Annotated in this window: 18 protein-coding genes; 10 read left to right on the plus strand and 8 right to left on the minus strand. The window is 45.4% G+C overall.

All coding sequences use genetic code 11. The annotated features are described in order from the left end of the window. The 6 genes from ACUVJL_RS33200 to ACUVJL_RS33225 all read left to right on the plus strand — a co-directional run. On the plus strand, nucleotides 1-898 hold an 898-nt coding region (locus ACUVJL_RS33200; RefSeq protein WP_445249725.1), incomplete at its 5' end, for a calcium-binding protein. Between the two features lie 151 nt (nucleotides 899-1,049). Then, nucleotides 1,050-2,264, plus strand: a complete 1,215-nt coding sequence (locus ACUVJL_RS33205; RefSeq protein ID WP_445249726.1) for a glutathione S-transferase family protein — start codon at nucleotides 1,050-1,052, stop codon at nucleotides 2,262-2,264. Nucleotides 2,265-2,366: 102 nt separating this feature from the next. After that, nucleotides 2,367-2,741 (plus strand): DUF433 domain-containing protein, encoded by a 375-nt coding sequence (locus ACUVJL_RS33210; protein ID WP_445249727.1) that lies wholly within the window; start codon nucleotides 2,367-2,369, stop codon nucleotides 2,739-2,741. Further along, nucleotides 2,738-3,133, plus strand: coding sequence for an ACP S-malonyltransferase (locus tag ACUVJL_RS33215; RefSeq protein ID WP_445249728.1), 396 nt, complete (start codon nucleotides 2,738-2,740; stop codon nucleotides 3,131-3,133). The genes ACUVJL_RS33210 and ACUVJL_RS33215 overlap by 4 nt, the downstream gene beginning before the upstream one ends. A gap of 77 nt (nucleotides 3,134-3,210) precedes the next feature. After that, a complete protein-coding gene (locus ACUVJL_RS33220; protein ID WP_445249740.1) occupies nucleotides 3,211-3,543 on the plus strand; it encodes a type II toxin-antitoxin system PemK/MazF family toxin in 333 nt (110 codons plus the stop codon). 240 nt (nucleotides 3,544-3,783) lie between these two features. Next, complete coding sequence (locus ACUVJL_RS33225) at nucleotides 3,784-4,020, plus strand: hypothetical protein (protein ID WP_445249729.1); 237 nt, start codon at nucleotides 3,784-3,786, stop codon at nucleotides 4,018-4,020. Between the two features lie 35 nt (nucleotides 4,021-4,055). On the opposite strand, the gene ACUVJL_RS33230 is transcribed toward ACUVJL_RS33225, so the two are convergent. The 4 genes from ACUVJL_RS33230 to ACUVJL_RS33245 form a co-directional block, all read right to left on the minus strand. After that, a complete protein-coding gene (locus ACUVJL_RS33230; protein WP_445249730.1) occupies nucleotides 4,056-4,817 on the minus strand; it encodes a hypothetical protein in 762 nt (253 codons plus the stop codon). A gap of 84 nt (nucleotides 4,818-4,901) precedes the next feature. After that, a complete protein-coding gene (locus ACUVJL_RS33235; RefSeq protein WP_445249731.1) occupies nucleotides 4,902-5,186 on the minus strand; it encodes a hypothetical protein in 285 nt (94 codons plus the stop codon). 42 nt (nucleotides 5,187-5,228) lie between these two features. Next, entirely contained in the window at nucleotides 5,229-6,782 is a 1,554-nt protein-coding gene (locus ACUVJL_RS33240; RefSeq protein WP_445249732.1) for a tetratricopeptide repeat protein, read from the minus strand. Between the two features lies 1 nt (nucleotide 6,783). Beyond that, a complete protein-coding gene (locus ACUVJL_RS33245; protein WP_445249733.1) occupies nucleotides 6,784-7,812 on the minus strand; it encodes a hypothetical protein in 1,029 nt (342 codons plus the stop codon). Nucleotides 7,813-7,844: 32 nt separating this feature from the next. Here ACUVJL_RS33245 and ACUVJL_RS33250 point away from each other — a divergent pair, with 32 nt between their 5' ends. Continuing rightward, nucleotides 7,845-8,201 carry an NACHT C-terminal alpha/beta 1 domain-containing protein gene (locus ACUVJL_RS33250; protein WP_445249734.1) on the plus strand — a complete coding sequence of 119 codons (357 nt, stop codon included), beginning with the start codon at nucleotides 7,845-7,847 and terminating at the stop codon, nucleotides 8,199-8,201. Nucleotides 8,202-8,216: 15 nt separating this feature from the next. Here the strand turns inward: ACUVJL_RS33250 and ACUVJL_RS33255 are convergent, their stop codons facing one another. Both ACUVJL_RS33255 and ACUVJL_RS33260 read right to left on the minus strand, forming a co-directional pair. After that, complete coding sequence (locus ACUVJL_RS33255; protein WP_445249735.1) at nucleotides 8,217-8,858, minus strand: hypothetical protein; 642 nt, start codon at nucleotides 8,856-8,858, stop codon at nucleotides 8,217-8,219. Between the two features lie 150 nt (nucleotides 8,859-9,008). Beyond that, the gene (locus tag ACUVJL_RS33260; RefSeq protein WP_445249736.1) at nucleotides 9,009-10,286 is read right to left on the minus strand and encodes an HhoA/HhoB/HtrA family serine endopeptidase; all 1,278 of its coding nucleotides are present in this window, start codon (nucleotides 10,284-10,286) and stop codon (nucleotides 9,009-9,011) included. Between the two features lie 391 nt (nucleotides 10,287-10,677). Between ACUVJL_RS33260 and ACUVJL_RS33265 the strand changes: the two genes are divergently transcribed. Continuing rightward, nucleotides 10,678-11,979 (plus strand): hypothetical protein, encoded by a 1,302-nt coding sequence (locus ACUVJL_RS33265; protein ID WP_445249737.1) that lies wholly within the window; start codon nucleotides 10,678-10,680, stop codon nucleotides 11,977-11,979. A 70-nt stretch (nucleotides 11,980-12,049) separates the two neighbouring features. On the opposite strand, the gene ACUVJL_RS33270 is transcribed toward ACUVJL_RS33265, so the two are convergent. After that, nucleotides 12,050-12,223 carry a hypothetical protein gene (locus ACUVJL_RS33270; protein WP_445249738.1) on the minus strand — a complete coding sequence of 58 codons (174 nt, stop codon included), beginning with the start codon at nucleotides 12,221-12,223 and terminating at the stop codon, nucleotides 12,050-12,052. Nucleotides 12,224-12,361: 138 nt separating this feature from the next. Between ACUVJL_RS33270 and ACUVJL_RS33275 the strand changes: the two genes are divergently transcribed. Further along, nucleotides 12,362-12,715 (plus strand): metal-sensitive transcriptional regulator, encoded by a 354-nt coding sequence (locus ACUVJL_RS33275; protein ID WP_333131130.1) that lies wholly within the window; start codon nucleotides 12,362-12,364, stop codon nucleotides 12,713-12,715. A 404-nt stretch (nucleotides 12,716-13,119) separates the two neighbouring features. Here the strand turns inward: ACUVJL_RS33275 and ACUVJL_RS33280 are convergent, their stop codons facing one another. After that, a complete protein-coding gene (locus tag ACUVJL_RS33280; RefSeq protein ID WP_333131128.1) occupies nucleotides 13,120-13,557 on the minus strand; it encodes a helix-turn-helix domain-containing protein in 438 nt (145 codons plus the stop codon). A gap of 1,555 nt (nucleotides 13,558-15,112) precedes the next feature. Between ACUVJL_RS33280 and ACUVJL_RS33285 the strand changes: the two genes are divergently transcribed. Beyond that, the gene (locus ACUVJL_RS33285; RefSeq protein WP_445249739.1) at nucleotides 15,113-15,757 is read left to right on the plus strand and encodes a pentapeptide repeat-containing protein; all 645 of its coding nucleotides are present in this window, start codon (nucleotides 15,113-15,115) and stop codon (nucleotides 15,755-15,757) included. The last annotated feature ends 103 nt before the right edge of the window (nucleotides 15,758-15,860 follow it).

Here is a 15,860-nt window from a genome sequence, read left to right on the forward strand (position 1 = left end):
AGAACCGACACCCACTCCGATTCCAGAACCGACACCCACTCCGATTCCAGAACCGACACCCACTCCGATTCCAGAACCGACACCCACTCCGATTCCAGAACCGACACCCACTCCGATTCCAGAACCGACACCCATTCCGATTCCAGAACCGACATCCACTCCGATTCCAGAACCGACGCTAACACTTGAGGGGAGCAGCGGTGACACCCTAATTGGCACTGACAATGACGACTCAATCACAGGTACTCAAGATGATGATGTGTTAATCGGTAAGTCGGGAAATGACACTCTTGTTGGTGGATTGGGTAATGACTTGCTCTATGGCAATCAAGGCAAAGACCTTCTCAACGGCAATCAGGGAAACGATTCTCTTTACGGCGGTAAAGGCAAGGATGTTGTTCGCGGCGGCAAGGATAATGACCTGGTTTTAGGAGATTCAGGAGATGATATCCTCTTCGGAGACATGGGAAATGATACTGTCTATGGCGGTAAAGATAATGATGTTGTCCACGGCGGTAAGGACGATGACCTAGTTTCCGGGGACTTGGGAAATGACACCCTTTTTGGAGACAGGGGAAATGATACTGTTAGCGGTGGTGCTGGTGATGACCTGCTCAATGGCGGTTTAGGCAATGATTCGCTGATAGGTGGTGATGGTCGCGATCGCTTTGTGCTCAACTCTGGTGCAGGAGTGGACACCATTACTGATTTCCAGACTGGTCAAGATTTACTGGGATTAAGCGGCGGTCTAAGATTTAACCAGTTAACAATTAGCCAGGGTACAGGTATCCAGGCCCAGGACACCCTGATCCGTATCGCCAGCACTGGTGAGTTGTTAGCGTCTGTCACTGGTTTGTCATCAAGCTCGCTGACCCAAGATATGTTCGCTCTGATTTGATAGCAAGTTGCGATCGCCAGTAGGGATGGTGTAGCCAGTCACAAACCTCAGCCAATGGCAAATTTGCCATTGGCTTTTGGACGATCGCGACTGAGAAACGATATACATTTAGTCTATATTTCTGACAACCATCATCCGCACTAATTCACCCATGACACCAACCGCCACGATCGCCACCCCTCTAACCTGGACACAATTAGAAGCCCTCACAGACTTTGAACTCGATCGCGTCAACGGGCCAACCAACGCCCAAGCCTGCTTGCGCCTGTTTGGTAAAACCGAACCCGATGTGCGAGTCACCCTGTACCGCGATAACCATGCTTGGTGTCCCTACTGTCAAAAAATCTGGCTGTGGTTGGAAGAAAAACAAATCCCCTACCGTATTGACAAAGTTACTATGTTCTGCTATGGGGAAAAGGAAAGCTGGTACAAGCGCAAAGTGCCATCGGGAATGCTACCGGCGATCGAACTAGACGGCCGCATCATCACCGAAAGCGATGATATCTTAATCGCCCTGGAACGAGTCTATGGCCCCTTGGGTTTGGGCATGGAAAACCCCGCAGTAATACCCATGCGGCGGCTAGAGCGACTGCTGTTTAGGGCCTGGTGCTCTTGGCTGTGCTACCCAGCAAGTTCAGCCAGAGTAGAACAGCACAACCGCGACCAATTTATCAGCGTCGTCGCCCAGGTAGAAAAGGCTCTCGCCAGCACTCCGGGGCCTTATTTCCTCGATGAATTTGGCACTGCGGATGTGATCTTTACGCCCTACGTCGAACGCATGAATGCCAGTCTTTACTACTACAAAGGCTACTCGATGCGGGAAGAAAACCCGCGCTTTGCTGACTGGTTTGCGGCGATGGAAACCCGCCCTACCTATCGCGGCACTCAGAGCGATTTTCACACCCACGTCCACGATTTACCGCCTCAGATGGGCGGGTGTTATGAAAACGGCGAACCTCAGATGCTACTCAATAAAGCCCGCGTGGATAATGGGCCTTGGGCTGGACTGCCGGATGTGATGTATCCAGAACCGGAAACCTCCCGCGCGGAAGCGCTTCATCGCGTCATTAAGCACCACCGCAATATCGTTCGAGTCAATCCTGCTGATGACAATTTATTTGATGAGGCTTTGCGTTGTGCTTTAACTTTGATGATGACTGGTCAAGTTTGTACGCCGCCGGCTGGTTCTGATTCGGCTTTGCGGTATTTGCGCGATCGGGTGAATGTGCCCCGCGATATGTCGATCTACGCGGCCAAGAGGCTGAGGGAAGCGTTGGAGGAAACGGCGGCTTTGGTGGGTGATGGCCAAGGTTCTCCGATTCTGCTGAAGCATCGGCGAGATCAAGATCCGGCTAATTTTGTGTAGGGGGCGTCTGGTCGATTTGCCCAAAGGTTTCTCCAAACACGACATCACAGATTTGTAAGGTACGATCGGATTATTTTCTAGACTTTTTCAGAGGCTATGGATATGGTTTCATTATCCAACAACCAACCAATCATTATTCGTACAGAGCGCGGACTGACAATTTCAGGTACGCGCATCACTCTCTATGATGTGATGGACTATCTGACGGCTCAATATCCCCCGAAGTTTATCCGTTCCTTGTTTGACTTAACAGAGGATCAGATTAACGTTGCTTTATCCTACATTGAGGCAAATCGTGCAGAAGTCGAAGCAGAGTATCAAGTTGTTTTAAGGCAAGCTAAAGAAATTCAGCATTACTGGGAAGAACGCAATCGCGAACATTCTGCCCGCGTTGCAGCGATGCCACCCAAACCCGGTCGAGAGGCTCTTTGGGCAAAACTCCGAGAACAGAAAGCCAAACACGAACTAGAAGCATGAATTTTCTGATCGATCACAATCTCGGAGGTCATGCAGAGATTTTATTGGGCAATATTGCGAGTCAAGGCTGGTTAAATCTACTCCCAATTCGTGTTGTCACTTTCAAGCAGATGAATTTGTCGATCGACAGTAACGATCGAGTTGTTTGGCGACTTGCTCAGGCAAATCAGATGATTTTGCTTACTGCCAACCGCAGCATGAGGGGTGAAGACTCCCTGGAACAGGTGATCCGAGAAGAAAATACAGTGGATTCCCTACCTGTCATTACGATTGGAGATGCCGATCGATTTTTAGTCGCTCGAGTCTATCGAAATCGTTGTGTTGACCGTATTCTGGAAATCTTGCTGGATATCGAAACCTGGATGGGCGTTGGTCGTCTTTTTGTTCCGTAAAGTGAGCCAATAAGTAAGGCAGTGCTGCTAGCCGAACACGCCAAAAAAACTGAGTTTCCAACACTAGCGATTACCGACTGGGAAGCATCTGGCTCGTGAATTTCGATCCCTCAGTCGGTACAGAAATCCGCAAGACTCGATCGGCGGTAATTATTTCAGGAACTGCTTTTAATCAACGCAGTAAAGTCACAGTTCTGCCCATCACTTCTGCTGTTCCAAACGAGCATTTACGGCCCATTGTTTTGCCAGTAATTCCTTCGACTCTCAATGGTCTGAGTACCGAGAGTTTTATCGTGTGCGTCGATCCGATGACGTTTGATAAACGCAGACTCGTGCGCTGTCTTGGGCAATTGGAGTTGCAGCAACTACAAGAAATTCAACAGATTTTGGCTCGATATTTAGAGCTTTAAGATTAGGGCAATCCAAAAGAATGAGCGTTAGATCGAATCCGTTGGTATCAGAATTATTCATCTCTATCTTCTCTGACTCTGTGGCCTCTGCGGTTTAATCATCAGGTAACGGACGGATATATTCGCTGTTGGTTTGCGGGGATGGGGGATGCGGCGACGGGGGAGAGTTTAGAGGCGGCGTTAGCACAGTCAGAAAATTCCGGTCTCAAGGAGTTGATACAAAATCCGTTGCGGTTGTGGATGTTATGTCAAATTTGGCAGACAGGGGGCGGTTTGCCCGAAACACAAGCGGGGTTATACGGGCAGTTTGTGGATTGGGTGTATCGCCCGAAGGCGGATGAGGAGATTTTAGACCAACGGGAGGCAATTGATACAGCCTTGGCGCGGTTGGCGTTGGTGGCGATGGAACAGAAAGATGAGGTTTCGCGGTTACGGTTGCGGGAAAGTTTCGTCTGTCCGCTGCATAGGGGTTGTTAGACCCCTTTAGATTCACACTTTAACTAAAGAAGTAGCTAAGTAGGGGGCTGAAAAGTTTCCCTATACAATGCCAATTGTTCATTATCTTTAGTAAAATCTGATGTGGCAGTTTTATCCAATTTATCCAATATTGCAATAACCATTTTTGAAGTAGTTTCACAAGCCCATTTAGCAGCCTTAGCATTGCTAACTAGCAATGTTATTGACTGAACACTTGTATCCTTTTGAAAAATTTCCTTATTTCGGAGCTTTTCTATGAGTTCCCGTCCTACATACTTATCTATTTTATCTTCACCAGGCTCTATCAGATCTTCGGGCTTAAGATGCACTAAGCAATTACGTAATTTGAATAAGTCTACAAAGTCTTCATAAGGAGAACTTCTTTTGTCAAACTGGCTTCCCAATGCCTTGCTGGCTGACATCAACTTGTCCGTTGTACTTTTCCACGTAGCACCACGAATAAAACGCAACTCTAGTTTGAATGTGTTAAGAAATTTGTTGAAACATTTAATCCAGCCATTAGGCTTTTTGCCCGCTATACCGTCTGTGCTACATTCCTCTATTGCCTCGATTAACTTATCAAGCCAATCCTCACTAGATCCAGACAGCTTTTCCATCTTTGCAATGAATAGCAACTCATTAATAAATGCCTCAAGTGCCAGAGCAGAAAAAACAATTGCGACTATTGCATCGTTCTGTCGATGAATTTCATGACCTTGACTTGCTTTCTGGTATCCATCTTTTGCAATTTTAAACAAATGATCGGAGTCTATAATAAATCCTTGGTCTGGTTGCATAGGTTTCTTCATGTGTAATCTCTTTCTAGCATCTAAGGTTGGCTTTTAGGATCAAGTTGCTTGAGGCGTTTTGCTTTTCCTATGTCAATATCCTCTTCCCATAGTTCTTTCTATATCTTGTACAACTTGTTCAACAGCACCAACAAAACTTAAATCTTTGCGCCAGTAATGACACGCAAGAGAAGCACCTAAAACTGTCTCAATAAAATCATCAGCAGTAGGCATCAAGTTTCTTGTCAGCACTGTGACGATTGTGGAGCGAAACTCTTCAATCTGTGCCTGGGTATATTCAGCATACTCAGTATTACCGGAACGACCAACATCAACAACTTTAATCCTTACCATGTTGTGACTATCACCTTGTACCATAGTTCCATTGCCTTTTCATAGTAAGCCATTTGGCCTTGTGCTTCAAACAATAAACAATTGTGCGGCTTTCTGTAAATCCTCAATAGCCCCTTGTTTATCTCCTAATTCATCACGGACTTTACCCCGGTTGCTGTAGGCTAAAGCATAGTCAGGCTGAAGTTCAATCGCTTTATTATAATCGGAGATCGCCCCTTTTTTATCTCCTAAATCATAACGGACTAGACCCCGGTTGTTGTAGGCAAAAGCATAGTTATGCTGAAGTTCAATCGCTTTATTATAATCGGCGATCGCCCCTTGTTTATCTCCTAATTCGCTACGGACTATACCCCGGTTGTAGTAGGCATCAGCATAGTCAGGCTGAAGTTCAATCGCTTTATTATAATCGGTGATCGCCCCTTTTTTATCTCCTAAATTATAACGGACTTTACCCCGGTTGCTGTAGGCTAAAGCTAAGTCAGGCTGAAGTTCAATCGCTTTATTATAATCGGCGATCGCCCCTTGTTTATCTCCTAATTCGCTACGGACTTTACCCCGGTTGTTGTAGGCTTGAGCATAGTCAGGCTGAAGTTCAATCGCTTTATTGAAATCGGCGATCGCCCCTTTTTTATCTCCTAATTCGCTACGGACGTTACCCCGGTTGCCGTAGGCTTGAGCTAAGTCAGGCTGAAGTTCAATCGCTTTATTGAAATCGGCGATCGCCCCTTTTTTATCTCCTAAATCATCACGGACTACACCCCGGTTGGAGTAGGCAAAAGCATCGTCAGGCTGAAGTTCAATCGCTTTATTCAAATCGGCGATCGCCCCTTTTTTATCTCCTAAATCATTACGGACTAGACCCCGGTTGTAGTAGGCTAAAGCATAGTCAGGCTGAAGTTCAATCGCTTTATTCAAATCGGCGATCGCCCCTTTTTTATCTCCTAATTCGCTACGGACTTTACCCCGGTTGTAGTAGGCAAAAGCATCGTCAGGCTTAAGTTCAATCACTTTATTATAATCGGCGATCGCCCCTTTTTTATCTCCTAAATCATTACGGACTATACCCCGGTTGCCGTAGGCTTGAGCATAGTCAGGCTTAAGTTCAATCGCTTTCTTGAAATCGGCGATCGCCCCTTTTTTATCTCCTAAATCATCACGGACGTTACCCCGGTTGTAGTAGGCTAAAGCATAGTCAGGCTTAAGTTCAATCGCTTTATTATAATCGGCGATCGCCCCTTTTTTATCTCCTAAATCATCACGGACGCTACCCCGGTTGCTGTAGGCTAAAGCATAGTCAGGCTGAAGTTCAATCGCTTTATTATAATCGGTGATCGCCCCTTTTTTATCTCCTAAATCATCACGGACTACACCCCGGTTGTAGTAGGCTAAAGCATAGTCAGGCTGAAGTTCAATCGCTTTATTATAATCGGCGATCGCCCCTTCTTTATCTCCTAAATTATAACTGACGTTACCCCGGTTGATGTAGGCTAAAGCATAGTCAGGCTTAAGTCCAATCGCTTTATTATAATCGGCGATCGCCCCTTTTTTATCTCCTAAATCATCTTGAGAAGTGGGCTTCCTATAATTAGGAGTTTGCTTGCGGCGTTTTGCTTTTCCCATGTCAATATCCTCTTCCCATAGTTCTTTCTATATCTTGTACAACTTGTTCAACAGCACCAACAAAACTTAAATCTTTGCGCCAGTAATGACACGCAAGAGAAGCACCTAAAACTGTCTCAACAAAATCATCAGAAGTAGGCATCAAGTTTCTTGTCAGCACTGTGACAATTGTGGATCGGAACTCTTTAATCTGTGCCTGGGTATATTCAGCATACTCAGGATTACCGGAACGACCAACATCAACAACTTTAATCCTTACCATGTTGTGACTATCACCTTTTACCTGCGTTTTGATATCTGAAGATAGCGATTCTGGCTTGACTACTTTTATTTTCCCTACTGGAGAATTTGCTATAACTTTTCCGTTAGAATTTGCAATTCTAACTGTATTAAGAGGACGACCTAGCGTCCTGAGATAAGGTTCATTTTCCTCGCCAGCTATAGCTAAAGAATATATTTGGTCATAATGGTATGACAAATCAGGATCGGAATGGTATTGACGGCCATTCCACATTTTTGGGTATAAGTAAGTGCAAATTTTTATGCACGCAAAAGCCATCCTGTATTCTCGAAACAGGCATAATAGCTTGGCCAGACCGTACCAAAGCATAAACCATGTTTGATTATGACTAAATACTTGATCGTAGTATTTGAAGGCTTGATTGAGATCGCCCGATCTCTTTGACATAATCGACTTATCCACTAGGCCTAATAAATCGCTCTGAATTTCAGTGAGATCAGACAATGACTTCACTTTATTTAGAATGTAGGTAGCAGTTTGCTCTTCCTGATCAATGGCATTTTGAATAAACTGAAAAAGTTGACTTTCTGTAACGGATCTATATCTATGGTATCTAGGAAGACTTTCTTCAAAAGCCCCACCCTGATTTAGATAAAAATCTGAATCTCTGAAATACTCTGCACGTTCTCCATAACACTCATAGTTTTCTTCTATGCCTATTGGATCATTTTGAGAAGTGGGCTTCCCATAATTAGGATTAAGTTTCTTACGTCGTTTTGCCTCTCCCATAAATTTAACCCTGATCTAATTAAAGTTTGAACTTGTCTGACTACTTTAGCATACCACATATTTTATTTCCTATCAACTCATCAAAAAACACCACTGTTCCAAATCCACAGAGGGCATCGCCCCGCACCCTCACAGAACTCAAAATCTACTGGCAACTCCTAGACTGGGAAAAACACCCCATCCTCATTTTCTACGAAGAGGTGAAACCCCAAGGTTTTAGCCAAACTTTTCTCGATTCTCTCACTCGCTTCGACGCTAAAATCTGCCTCATCACCGACTCATCCCATCCCATCATTCCCACTTTCTCACCTCAACACCCCCACCCGATCCGATCTATAACTTACCTGGCTGCAAGGCACCCTATTAGAAAACTAGCCGATAAAAGTTAGTCTTCAGATTTGATATTACTCCCAGTATTTTTCCCAATCATCCTTAAAAGCTTGCTGCAATCTCTGCATATACGCATCAGTCTTAATCTTCACCATCCACAGATTATTAGGATTGCGGCCTCCCTTGCACACAACACCTTCATCCACACCGTATTTCCCCTTGCGAAGATCATCCATAAACTTGCCCGTCAGTTTGCCGCGATAAATCACTCGCGCAATATTTAATTTACCAAAATCCTGAATAAACCGATCGGGAACAACCATACCGCCCTCAGTTTCCACATCAAAAAGCACCAGTTGTTTGCGATCGTCCTTTTTGTGCTTTCCCGCAAACGAGTTAGCACCAAAAAACTCTGTAAACACAGTAATTTCAGGGCAGTGATACAGTTCATTCTCTCGAAATATAGACTCTAAGGGACTAGCAAAGTCTCTTTTAAATATTTCCGGTGCTTCTTCTAAACCTGGATGTGCAGCATTAAATTCTGCAATTCCCATCTCATCCAAATCAAATCTACTGCGACGCGTACCAAAAGCATACCAACCAAGTTCAACTTCCCAAACCCAATGCAAATTAGTGCCATCGTACTTCTCAAAAGCTACACATTGTTCGTGAGGGCAATTTTTACTATCGGGAATTTTGGGATAGGCAAGTAGCATAAGTCGTGCGTTAGCGAAGCTTGCAGAAGACGATCGCTCCGCAACAAAAGAGACTATAGCAATCCTATTTCATTTGTGAACAATTTTTATGCCCAGCACGCGATCGAGTCGAGGAGGGGGTTTTAACAATTTCCCCCCTTCCCCTTCTAGTTAAAAATCCCTCAGTTGAGCAGTTTTAACCGCAAGTTCTTTAATCTGGGCACCGCGGCGCACCTTCAGTTGCAGAATTTGACCGATTTGGCTGTTTTCCACCAAATTTTGCAACTGTTCGGGTTCAGTCACTCCCTCGCCGTCAATTTGAACGATGACATCCCCCTTGCGAACCCCCGCTTCCTCAGCAGGCGTATTTGGCACAACTCGCATCACTAACACCCCTTTCACTTCCGGCACAATTAAAGGAGCATTGGGGTCAGAATTATTCTCTCTGGCCATTTCAGGAGTCAAAGCAATCATCTGAATCCCCAAAAACGGATGGCTGACTTGTTCTCCCTTGGCTAACTGCGCGTAGATGGCCTTGGCTTTGTCGATCGGAATCGCAAAGCCAATACCCATTGCGTCGGCTCGAATCGCCGTGTTGATGCCAATCACTTCTCCTCTGCTGTTTAACAGCGGGCCGCCGGAATTGCCGGGATTGATGGCGGCGTCGGTTTGAATGAAATCGAGCCGCTTGTCAGGAATGCCGACGGCTGCACTCGAGCGTTTGAGGGTGCTGATAATGCCCAAGGTGACGGTGTTGTCAAATCCCAGGGGGTTGCCCACAGCGATCGCCCAATCTCCCACTTTCACCGCGTCGGAATCTCCCAAGGTGGCCGTCGGCAGGTTTAATTGCTTGGTATTAATTTTGACAACAGCCAAATCTGTTACTTCGTCAGTACCTTGCACTTCTCCTGGAAATGTCCTGCCGTCGTTTAAGGTGACAGTCACTCGATCGGCTTTGTCAACTACGTGAGCGTTGGTTAAAACAATCCCGCTTTTGTCAATAATGAAGCCGGAACCTTGACCGCGCAACCGTTCTTGTCTGGGGGTCATGCTGCGCAAATCTTCTCCCAAAAATCTGCGGAAGAAGGGGTCTTCCATTAAGGGATCGATGTTGCGGCTGACAGTGCGCTCGGTATCAATGCGGACAACTGCTGGCCCGACTCGATCGACTGCAGCCGTCACAAAACTGCCGGTATCCGCCGGGAGTTCCGGGCCGCGCAGCGCTAACAGTTGCAGATTCGGGGGGGTGGCTGGGGAACTCTGGAACTGTACTTTATGAACGGCTGTTTTGGGCTGTTCCCGCAAGGAAGGCGGATTTTGGCCGTCAGCGGCGACAGCGGGTGCAGCATAGATTGCTGAAGCACTCAGGGCGATCGTAATTGCTAAAATTAGGGTTAACAGGCGAACTGCGATTCGGGGTGCGGGGCGAGAAAATTTGAACAGTCTCATAGTGTCGCTCTTTGTCAAGTTGAGTTAATTGGGTGCAGGTGATCTTGCACGGATTGAATATTCGATCGCGAGCTAGCTCCTAAACATATTTTAATAATCCAACGTAGGTTGAGCAAAGCGAGACTCACCATTCTAAGCTAATAAGTTGGGTAAAACCTCAACCGGGTCTACAAGTCATGTAGAGCAAGACTTTCAAATACCTATTATATTTGATTATCCATCGCTGACCTATACGTTCTGTTACGATAATGCCGTGGCTAACAGATAATGGGTAAAGTAAGAGTTAGAATAGATTGTCTCTTTCAATTTTAAGCTAAGTTGGTATTAAATTTTAGTTGTTCTTGAGGTTCATGTTTCTACTTGACCAGTCAATTTAAAATAGCCAAAAACTATGAAACCTTATCAGCCCAGCAACAAAGTGACAAGTACCGGGCTTAAATGGCTGTTGCTATCCTCGGTGATTGGTGGTCTTGCTATTGGCGGACTTACACATCTGATCTCGTTATTAGTTTACCTGATTGTTTTGTTTCCCTTGGGCATGGGATTTGCAGGGGGTACAGTAATGGTTGCAGCAATCCGCCAAGGAAAGGTAAGAAATCCGGCGATCGCCACCCTTTTTGGGGTAATAACTGGACTGCTCCTGTATGGATCGCTGCATGGCGCAGGATACTGGCAGTTTAAGCAGTCGGCTTCGGAGCAAATAACAAAAGAACTGGAGGGGGTAAGTGACAACCAATCCAACAATATTATCGATACCTTCCTGCAAGAAAAAACAGGATCTAAAGGTTTTTTGGGATATTTAAAGCACAATGCCCAGCAAGGAGTAAGTATCGGTCGCTTAGAGAGTACAGGAACCAATTTGGGTGAGACGGGTACTTGGATTTACTGGCTGATTGAGTTGGCGATAATCGATATTACGATCGCAGCGATCGCCTACTCTACTGCTAAAAACCCTTTCTGCGAAAACGGCGACCAGTGGTATAAACACCCGGAACATATTGGCATTGTCAATCTCCAATGCTCTGAAAACTTCTTGAATCTGCTTCAAAACGATCGATTCGGTGAAGCAGGAAAATTGCTCGACCCCTTACAAGGAATCCATCCTGCTAATTTGGAAGTTTACCTGCAACGCTGTCCTTGCTGTAAGTTCAGCGATCCGATCTTGACTGTAAGCTCTATTTCTAAGGATAGCAACGGCAACCTGAAACTGAAGCAAGTCGCCCAGGGTGTGCTTTCTCTTAGCCAGTACAATAAATTCCACGAGGCAGTGACTCAAAACCTGCCGAGGAGTGGAGAACCAAATGCAGTTCCTACTAATGATGATGAAGAAATCAGTCTAGCGCAGCAAGAGCGTTCTAGTATATCCGTCGGCGATCGCTTCGAGTCTCACGATCTGAGTGCATCGGCTCAAGCAAAGCTCGTCGAACAACTCTCGCGCTACCGTCAAGTCAAGGAAGCCTATCTGGTACGCAAAACCCTGCAATACTTCCCTGAAACGCCCTTCTACGTTTTAGGGATTATACGTCGTCGCGGATTCATCGAATTAGAAGAGGCAGAACCCAACTTGCTAAAGAAACTTATGATTGAACTAGCTTTGCCTAACCAAACATGGGTTATTTGCCTGAACAAGGATCGAGCGATGACCAAAATACTTCAGCAAACCGCAGGCCAAGCCATTTATCGGAAAAAATAAGGGGTCAAGTTTGGAAAACGAACGACGAGGTCAGAAACCGGGTTTCTGCATCGCTCTCGAACCGTAGAAACTAGGATGAGGTAAAGTCGTTCGATCGCACTTCTGAACGGACTGGTTCAGCAAAGCCAAGAACAAGCAATGCTGGCGGCGAGTCCCTAGCAACAGTGATATAGTACAAATGTCCGCACATATTGAAATCCACATTTTGCACCATTTGCAAGCACAGGCTTTCGGGCTGTTCCACAAAAACTCAATTTTCTTGCGGGCAGGACTCTTCTAACCCGTCCTTAAAAAGCCGATCGAGCGCGGTGCAAGCTACCAGTTAAAACCTACTCGAAAATATTCTGAATTCAAACTTTTAAAAATTTCCCTCGTAACCCCAATGATTATATCTGATACTTCTACTGACAAATCCTTGCCCTCAAATTCCCACCACCATCACGACGATAAATCAGCCCACCCTCACCATCACGATGAAGAATCGATGCGACGGCTGGTCAATCGCTTGTCTCGCATTGAGGGACACGTCCGCGGCATTAAAACAATGGTCCAAGAAAACCGTCCCTGTCCCGAAGTTCTCGTGCAAGTTGCTGCGGTTCGAGGAGCGCTCGATCGCGTAGCGAGAATCATTCTTGACGAACATTTAAGTGAGTGCATCGCCAGAGCCGCGAAAGAAGGCAATATTGATACGGAAATAGAAGAGTTGAAAGCGGCTTTGGATCGATTTTTGCCTTAGCCGTTGCCAATTTTTAAATCTATATAACAAAACCTGCAAATTAGACAAAACTTGCAAGCTATGATTTCTGGCGCATTTTTTGAGCATCTTTCACAAACAGGGCAAAAGCGTCAAATTTTCTCTCCCTCACCCCAATCGTCGCAACATCTAATTTACAGCTTCTAGTGCAGGTTTTTGAAGTACACGCGCCTATCGCGAGGATCCCAGGGATACGGGGCCCGGCCCTGTCTAAAGCTGCTTCATAAACCAGGGATACGCTGTATATGCTTCGCAGTTTATGAGAGCGAGTTTGGTTAAAAAAGAATTAGTCAGGTTTGTCGTGACGAAGAAACTCCTCAAAAGCTTCAAAAGCTGACTGCAAACCATTAGATAATCGGTGATTAATCCGACTTGGTATGAAGTGTCTAGACTTTCGTCAGCTTGGCTTTTAGCTGGTATCTGACTGTTGCGTAAACGGCTTTATAGGAAGCCTCAATGTTGTATTCCTGCTGCAACCACTCTTGAATTTCTCCATAGCTTTTAAAGCCTTTCTGAGGGTCGCTGAGGCGCATTGCCAAACTAGCGCGGGCCAGAGGAGGAATGGCAGGCTTGCGGCCGCCACTGTGCTTTGTTTCGAGGAGTCCTTCGAGTCCGTAAGAGCGGTACTTTCTCAGCCACCGCTGCACTGTAATTCGGTTTACCCCGATCGTCATTGCCAATTCTTTAACTGTCTTAACATGACAAATTTTGAACAGGTAAAGTGCTTGAATTTTTTGAAAGCCGCTTGCCGTTTTTTGTTCAGTTAACAGATTTTTTAGTTCTTCACTTGTCTCTGTGATACTAAGTTTACATACTCCAGCCATGTCAATTTCCTCACGATTCGCGTTCTACAATACCTTTGTTTGACAAGGGAGCAAAATCTGCTCCTCTCCTAAATGCTCGCCTTTTGTTTGCCATGAAGCAATACAAAAGCGCTCTCATTAAATTTTTTCATTCCTGGACGCACTCTGACGCTCAGAAACCGGATTATTTTAACCTGGAGCAAGGGTTGCAACGAAGTTTTTTGGTAAAAAACCCGGTTTATGGGTCAGTTTTGTATTGAATGGACAAGGGTTATTGCTAATACTGATAGCCCTTAACCGCTCGACTGTAACATTAGCTGCCATAGGTAACTTTTAAGGAATACCATTTATTCTCTTATGGTTAAACATATAGCATGGTTTTCCTGGTATTTATTGGTAATTTTTGCGAACGTATGGGCGATTTTTAGTCATAAAAAAGTTCGGTAAGTTGTGAAACGAGGGTCCCAAAGAGGGCCCGCCCGATAAACGACGCGGGCGGTTTCAACCGCCGTGAATCTTTGCATTACACGGGGATTGCTAGAAAAGGTGTAATCAATGTAATGCACTTTCACTCTTGACAATTACCATGGAAAATGGAGCAACCCGCGAGCGCATAATGTTTGCTCTTTCGAGCCTAATTGAGAGGGGTAGAAGAGACGACCTGCCAGGTCGTCTGTACTTGCGCCCTAGTTTACGACCGGTACTCGATCTAGGAGACTGATTTAACCCAATAAATCTGTTTAATCCTAAATTTCGCGATTCCAGGAACTAGCTGAGCATTCCTTGGTAGGTCTTAAACTCTTACCGTTAACGTAGTACCCAAGGTATTGAGTCTGGTCAAGTGTGGTTTAAGTCAAAGGCCAGAAGCGAGCGTGTCTTTAGACCTGGGTCGTGGACTAGGTGGTAGCAAACAGGGTTGGTCTTTACACCAGCGATCGCTTTTTTATACAGAAATTCCCTACTCCTAGAAGTGCATTTCTGGCTTTCGCTGTGCCAGAAATCCTGATACATCAACACTCTCATCAGCCGGAGCGGTTAGCGCCGAGTGACGTTGCAACCAATTTTCACAGCAAGCAGGCAAGTATCTGTGAAACTACTTGCTTTATCGTCAGTTGAGTAAAACACGCTGAGGGTGGCATTGTCAATTTTCCAGCATTACAGTACCACTATCGGCTATTTTTTCCCGCTTGCTGTGATCGAAATGGTGATTCCTATGTGATACTACTAACATGAGTTAGTGATCGTCGTCACACTAATACTCAGTAAGTTCAACTACTAACATAAAGTTATGGTTTCGATCGCACTTTCCACCTAAAATCTTGGGAATTTAGTGAGGAAGCGCGATCGAAATTGTTGTTAAATTTTTAAATGTGAATTTTTAACCAAGGGGAAAAGAGAATGCAGTTTTGTCCTTAACCCTCCCCAAACAATCTAATTTATACTCAAACCTTGCAGATTGAGGAAAGTCTCACGCTGGGTGTGAATCTTTCAGAACCTAAAATCTAAAATGGCAGAATATCCGGTGCAACAAGCTTACTGACAGTATTCTTCATTTAAAAGGTGTAGAGAAGCCACAATGAACGTTGACGAACTGCTCAAGCTATACGCAATAGGAGAAAGAAATTTTAGTGGGGTCTACCTGCACGAGGTGTACCTCTACGACGCAGAATTGATTGGAGCCAATCTGTATGAAGCCGACCTGATTGGAGCCAATCTCAGCAAAGCGAAACTCAACAGAGTCAACTTTGGCAAAGCCAACTTGTGCAAGACCAATTTGAGCAAAGCCGACTTAGGGGGAGCCGACCTCACAGAAGCACTTTTAGCTCAAGCTAACCTGCATCGAGCTGAGTTGATGGGAGCGAACCTCAGCAAAGCAGACTTGAGCGGAGCTTCTCTGATACAAGCAACTTTAATTGGAGCCAACATATCTCGGGCAATACTCTGCCGTGCAGACTTGCACGGAGTAAATCTTTACGGAGTAAACTTGCGCAGGGCGGTGCTCACAGAATGCGATTTAATTGGGGCAAACTTGAGCAAAGTAGACCTTAGCGGAGCCGACTTAATGGGGGCGAGTCTAATTAGGGCAGACTTGACAGAAGCGATTTTAAGTGCGTCAGACTTAAGCGGCGCAAACCTGTTGGGAGCCAACCTTACAAAAGTCAACCTGAGCGGAGTATATCTTAAGGGGACAACGATGCCTGACGGCACGATCCACGACTAATTTATGTGTTAAAATTTATGGTTTGCCAGAACCGCGCCTAAAGGGTAATGAGCTTTTCGTTACCCTAATTTATTGGCAGCGAAAGGTTTATTTGACACTAAGG

The organism is Microcoleus sp. OTE_8_concoct_300 (genome assembly GCF_031383065.1).
Lineage (GTDB): Bacteria > Cyanobacteriota > Cyanobacteriia > Cyanobacteriales > Microcoleaceae > Microcoleus.

Coding starts and splice junctions, on each gene's coding strand:
- ACUVJL_RS33205 (WP_445249726.1), top strand. CDS start 1,050: ATGACACCAACCGCCACGATCGCCACCCCTCTAACCTGGACACAATTA.
- ACUVJL_RS33210 (WP_445249727.1), top strand. CDS start 2,367: ATGGTTTCATTATCCAACAACCAACCAATCATTATTCGTACAGAGCGC.
- ACUVJL_RS33215 (WP_445249728.1), top strand. CDS start 2,738: ATGAATTTTCTGATCGATCACAATCTCGGAGGTCATGCAGAGATTTTA.
- ACUVJL_RS33225 (WP_445249729.1), top strand. CDS start 3,784: ATGTTATGTCAAATTTGGCAGACAGGGGGCGGTTTGCCCGAAACACAA.
- ACUVJL_RS33230 (WP_445249730.1), bottom strand. CDS start 4,817: ATGCAACCAGACCAAGGATTTATTATAGACTCCGATCATTTGTTTAAA.
- ACUVJL_RS33235 (WP_445249731.1), bottom strand. CDS start 5,186: ATGGTACAAGGTGATAGTCACAACATGGTAAGGATTAAAGTTGTTGAT.
- ACUVJL_RS33240 (WP_445249732.1), bottom strand. CDS start 6,782: ATGGGAAAAGCAAAACGCCGCAAGCAAACTCCTAATTATAGGAAGCCC.
- ACUVJL_RS33245 (WP_445249733.1), bottom strand. CDS start 7,812: ATGGGAGAGGCAAAACGACGTAAGAAACTTAATCCTAATTATGGGAAG.
- ACUVJL_RS33255 (WP_445249735.1), bottom strand. CDS start 8,858: ATGCTACTTGCCTATCCCAAAATTCCCGATAGTAAAAATTGCCCTCAC.
- ACUVJL_RS33260 (WP_445249736.1), bottom strand. CDS start 10,286: ATGAGACTGTTCAAATTTTCTCGCCCCGCACCCCGAATCGCAGTTCGC.
- ACUVJL_RS33265 (WP_445249737.1), top strand. CDS start 10,678: ATGAAACCTTATCAGCCCAGCAACAAAGTGACAAGTACCGGGCTTAAA.
- ACUVJL_RS33275 (WP_333131130.1), top strand. CDS start 12,362: ATGATTATATCTGATACTTCTACTGACAAATCCTTGCCCTCAAATTCC.
- ACUVJL_RS33280 (WP_333131128.1), bottom strand. CDS start 13,557: ATGGCTGGAGTATGTAAACTTAGTATCACAGAGACAAGTGAAGAACTA.
- ACUVJL_RS33285 (WP_445249739.1), top strand. CDS start 15,113: ATGAACGTTGACGAACTGCTCAAGCTATACGCAATAGGAGAAAGAAAT.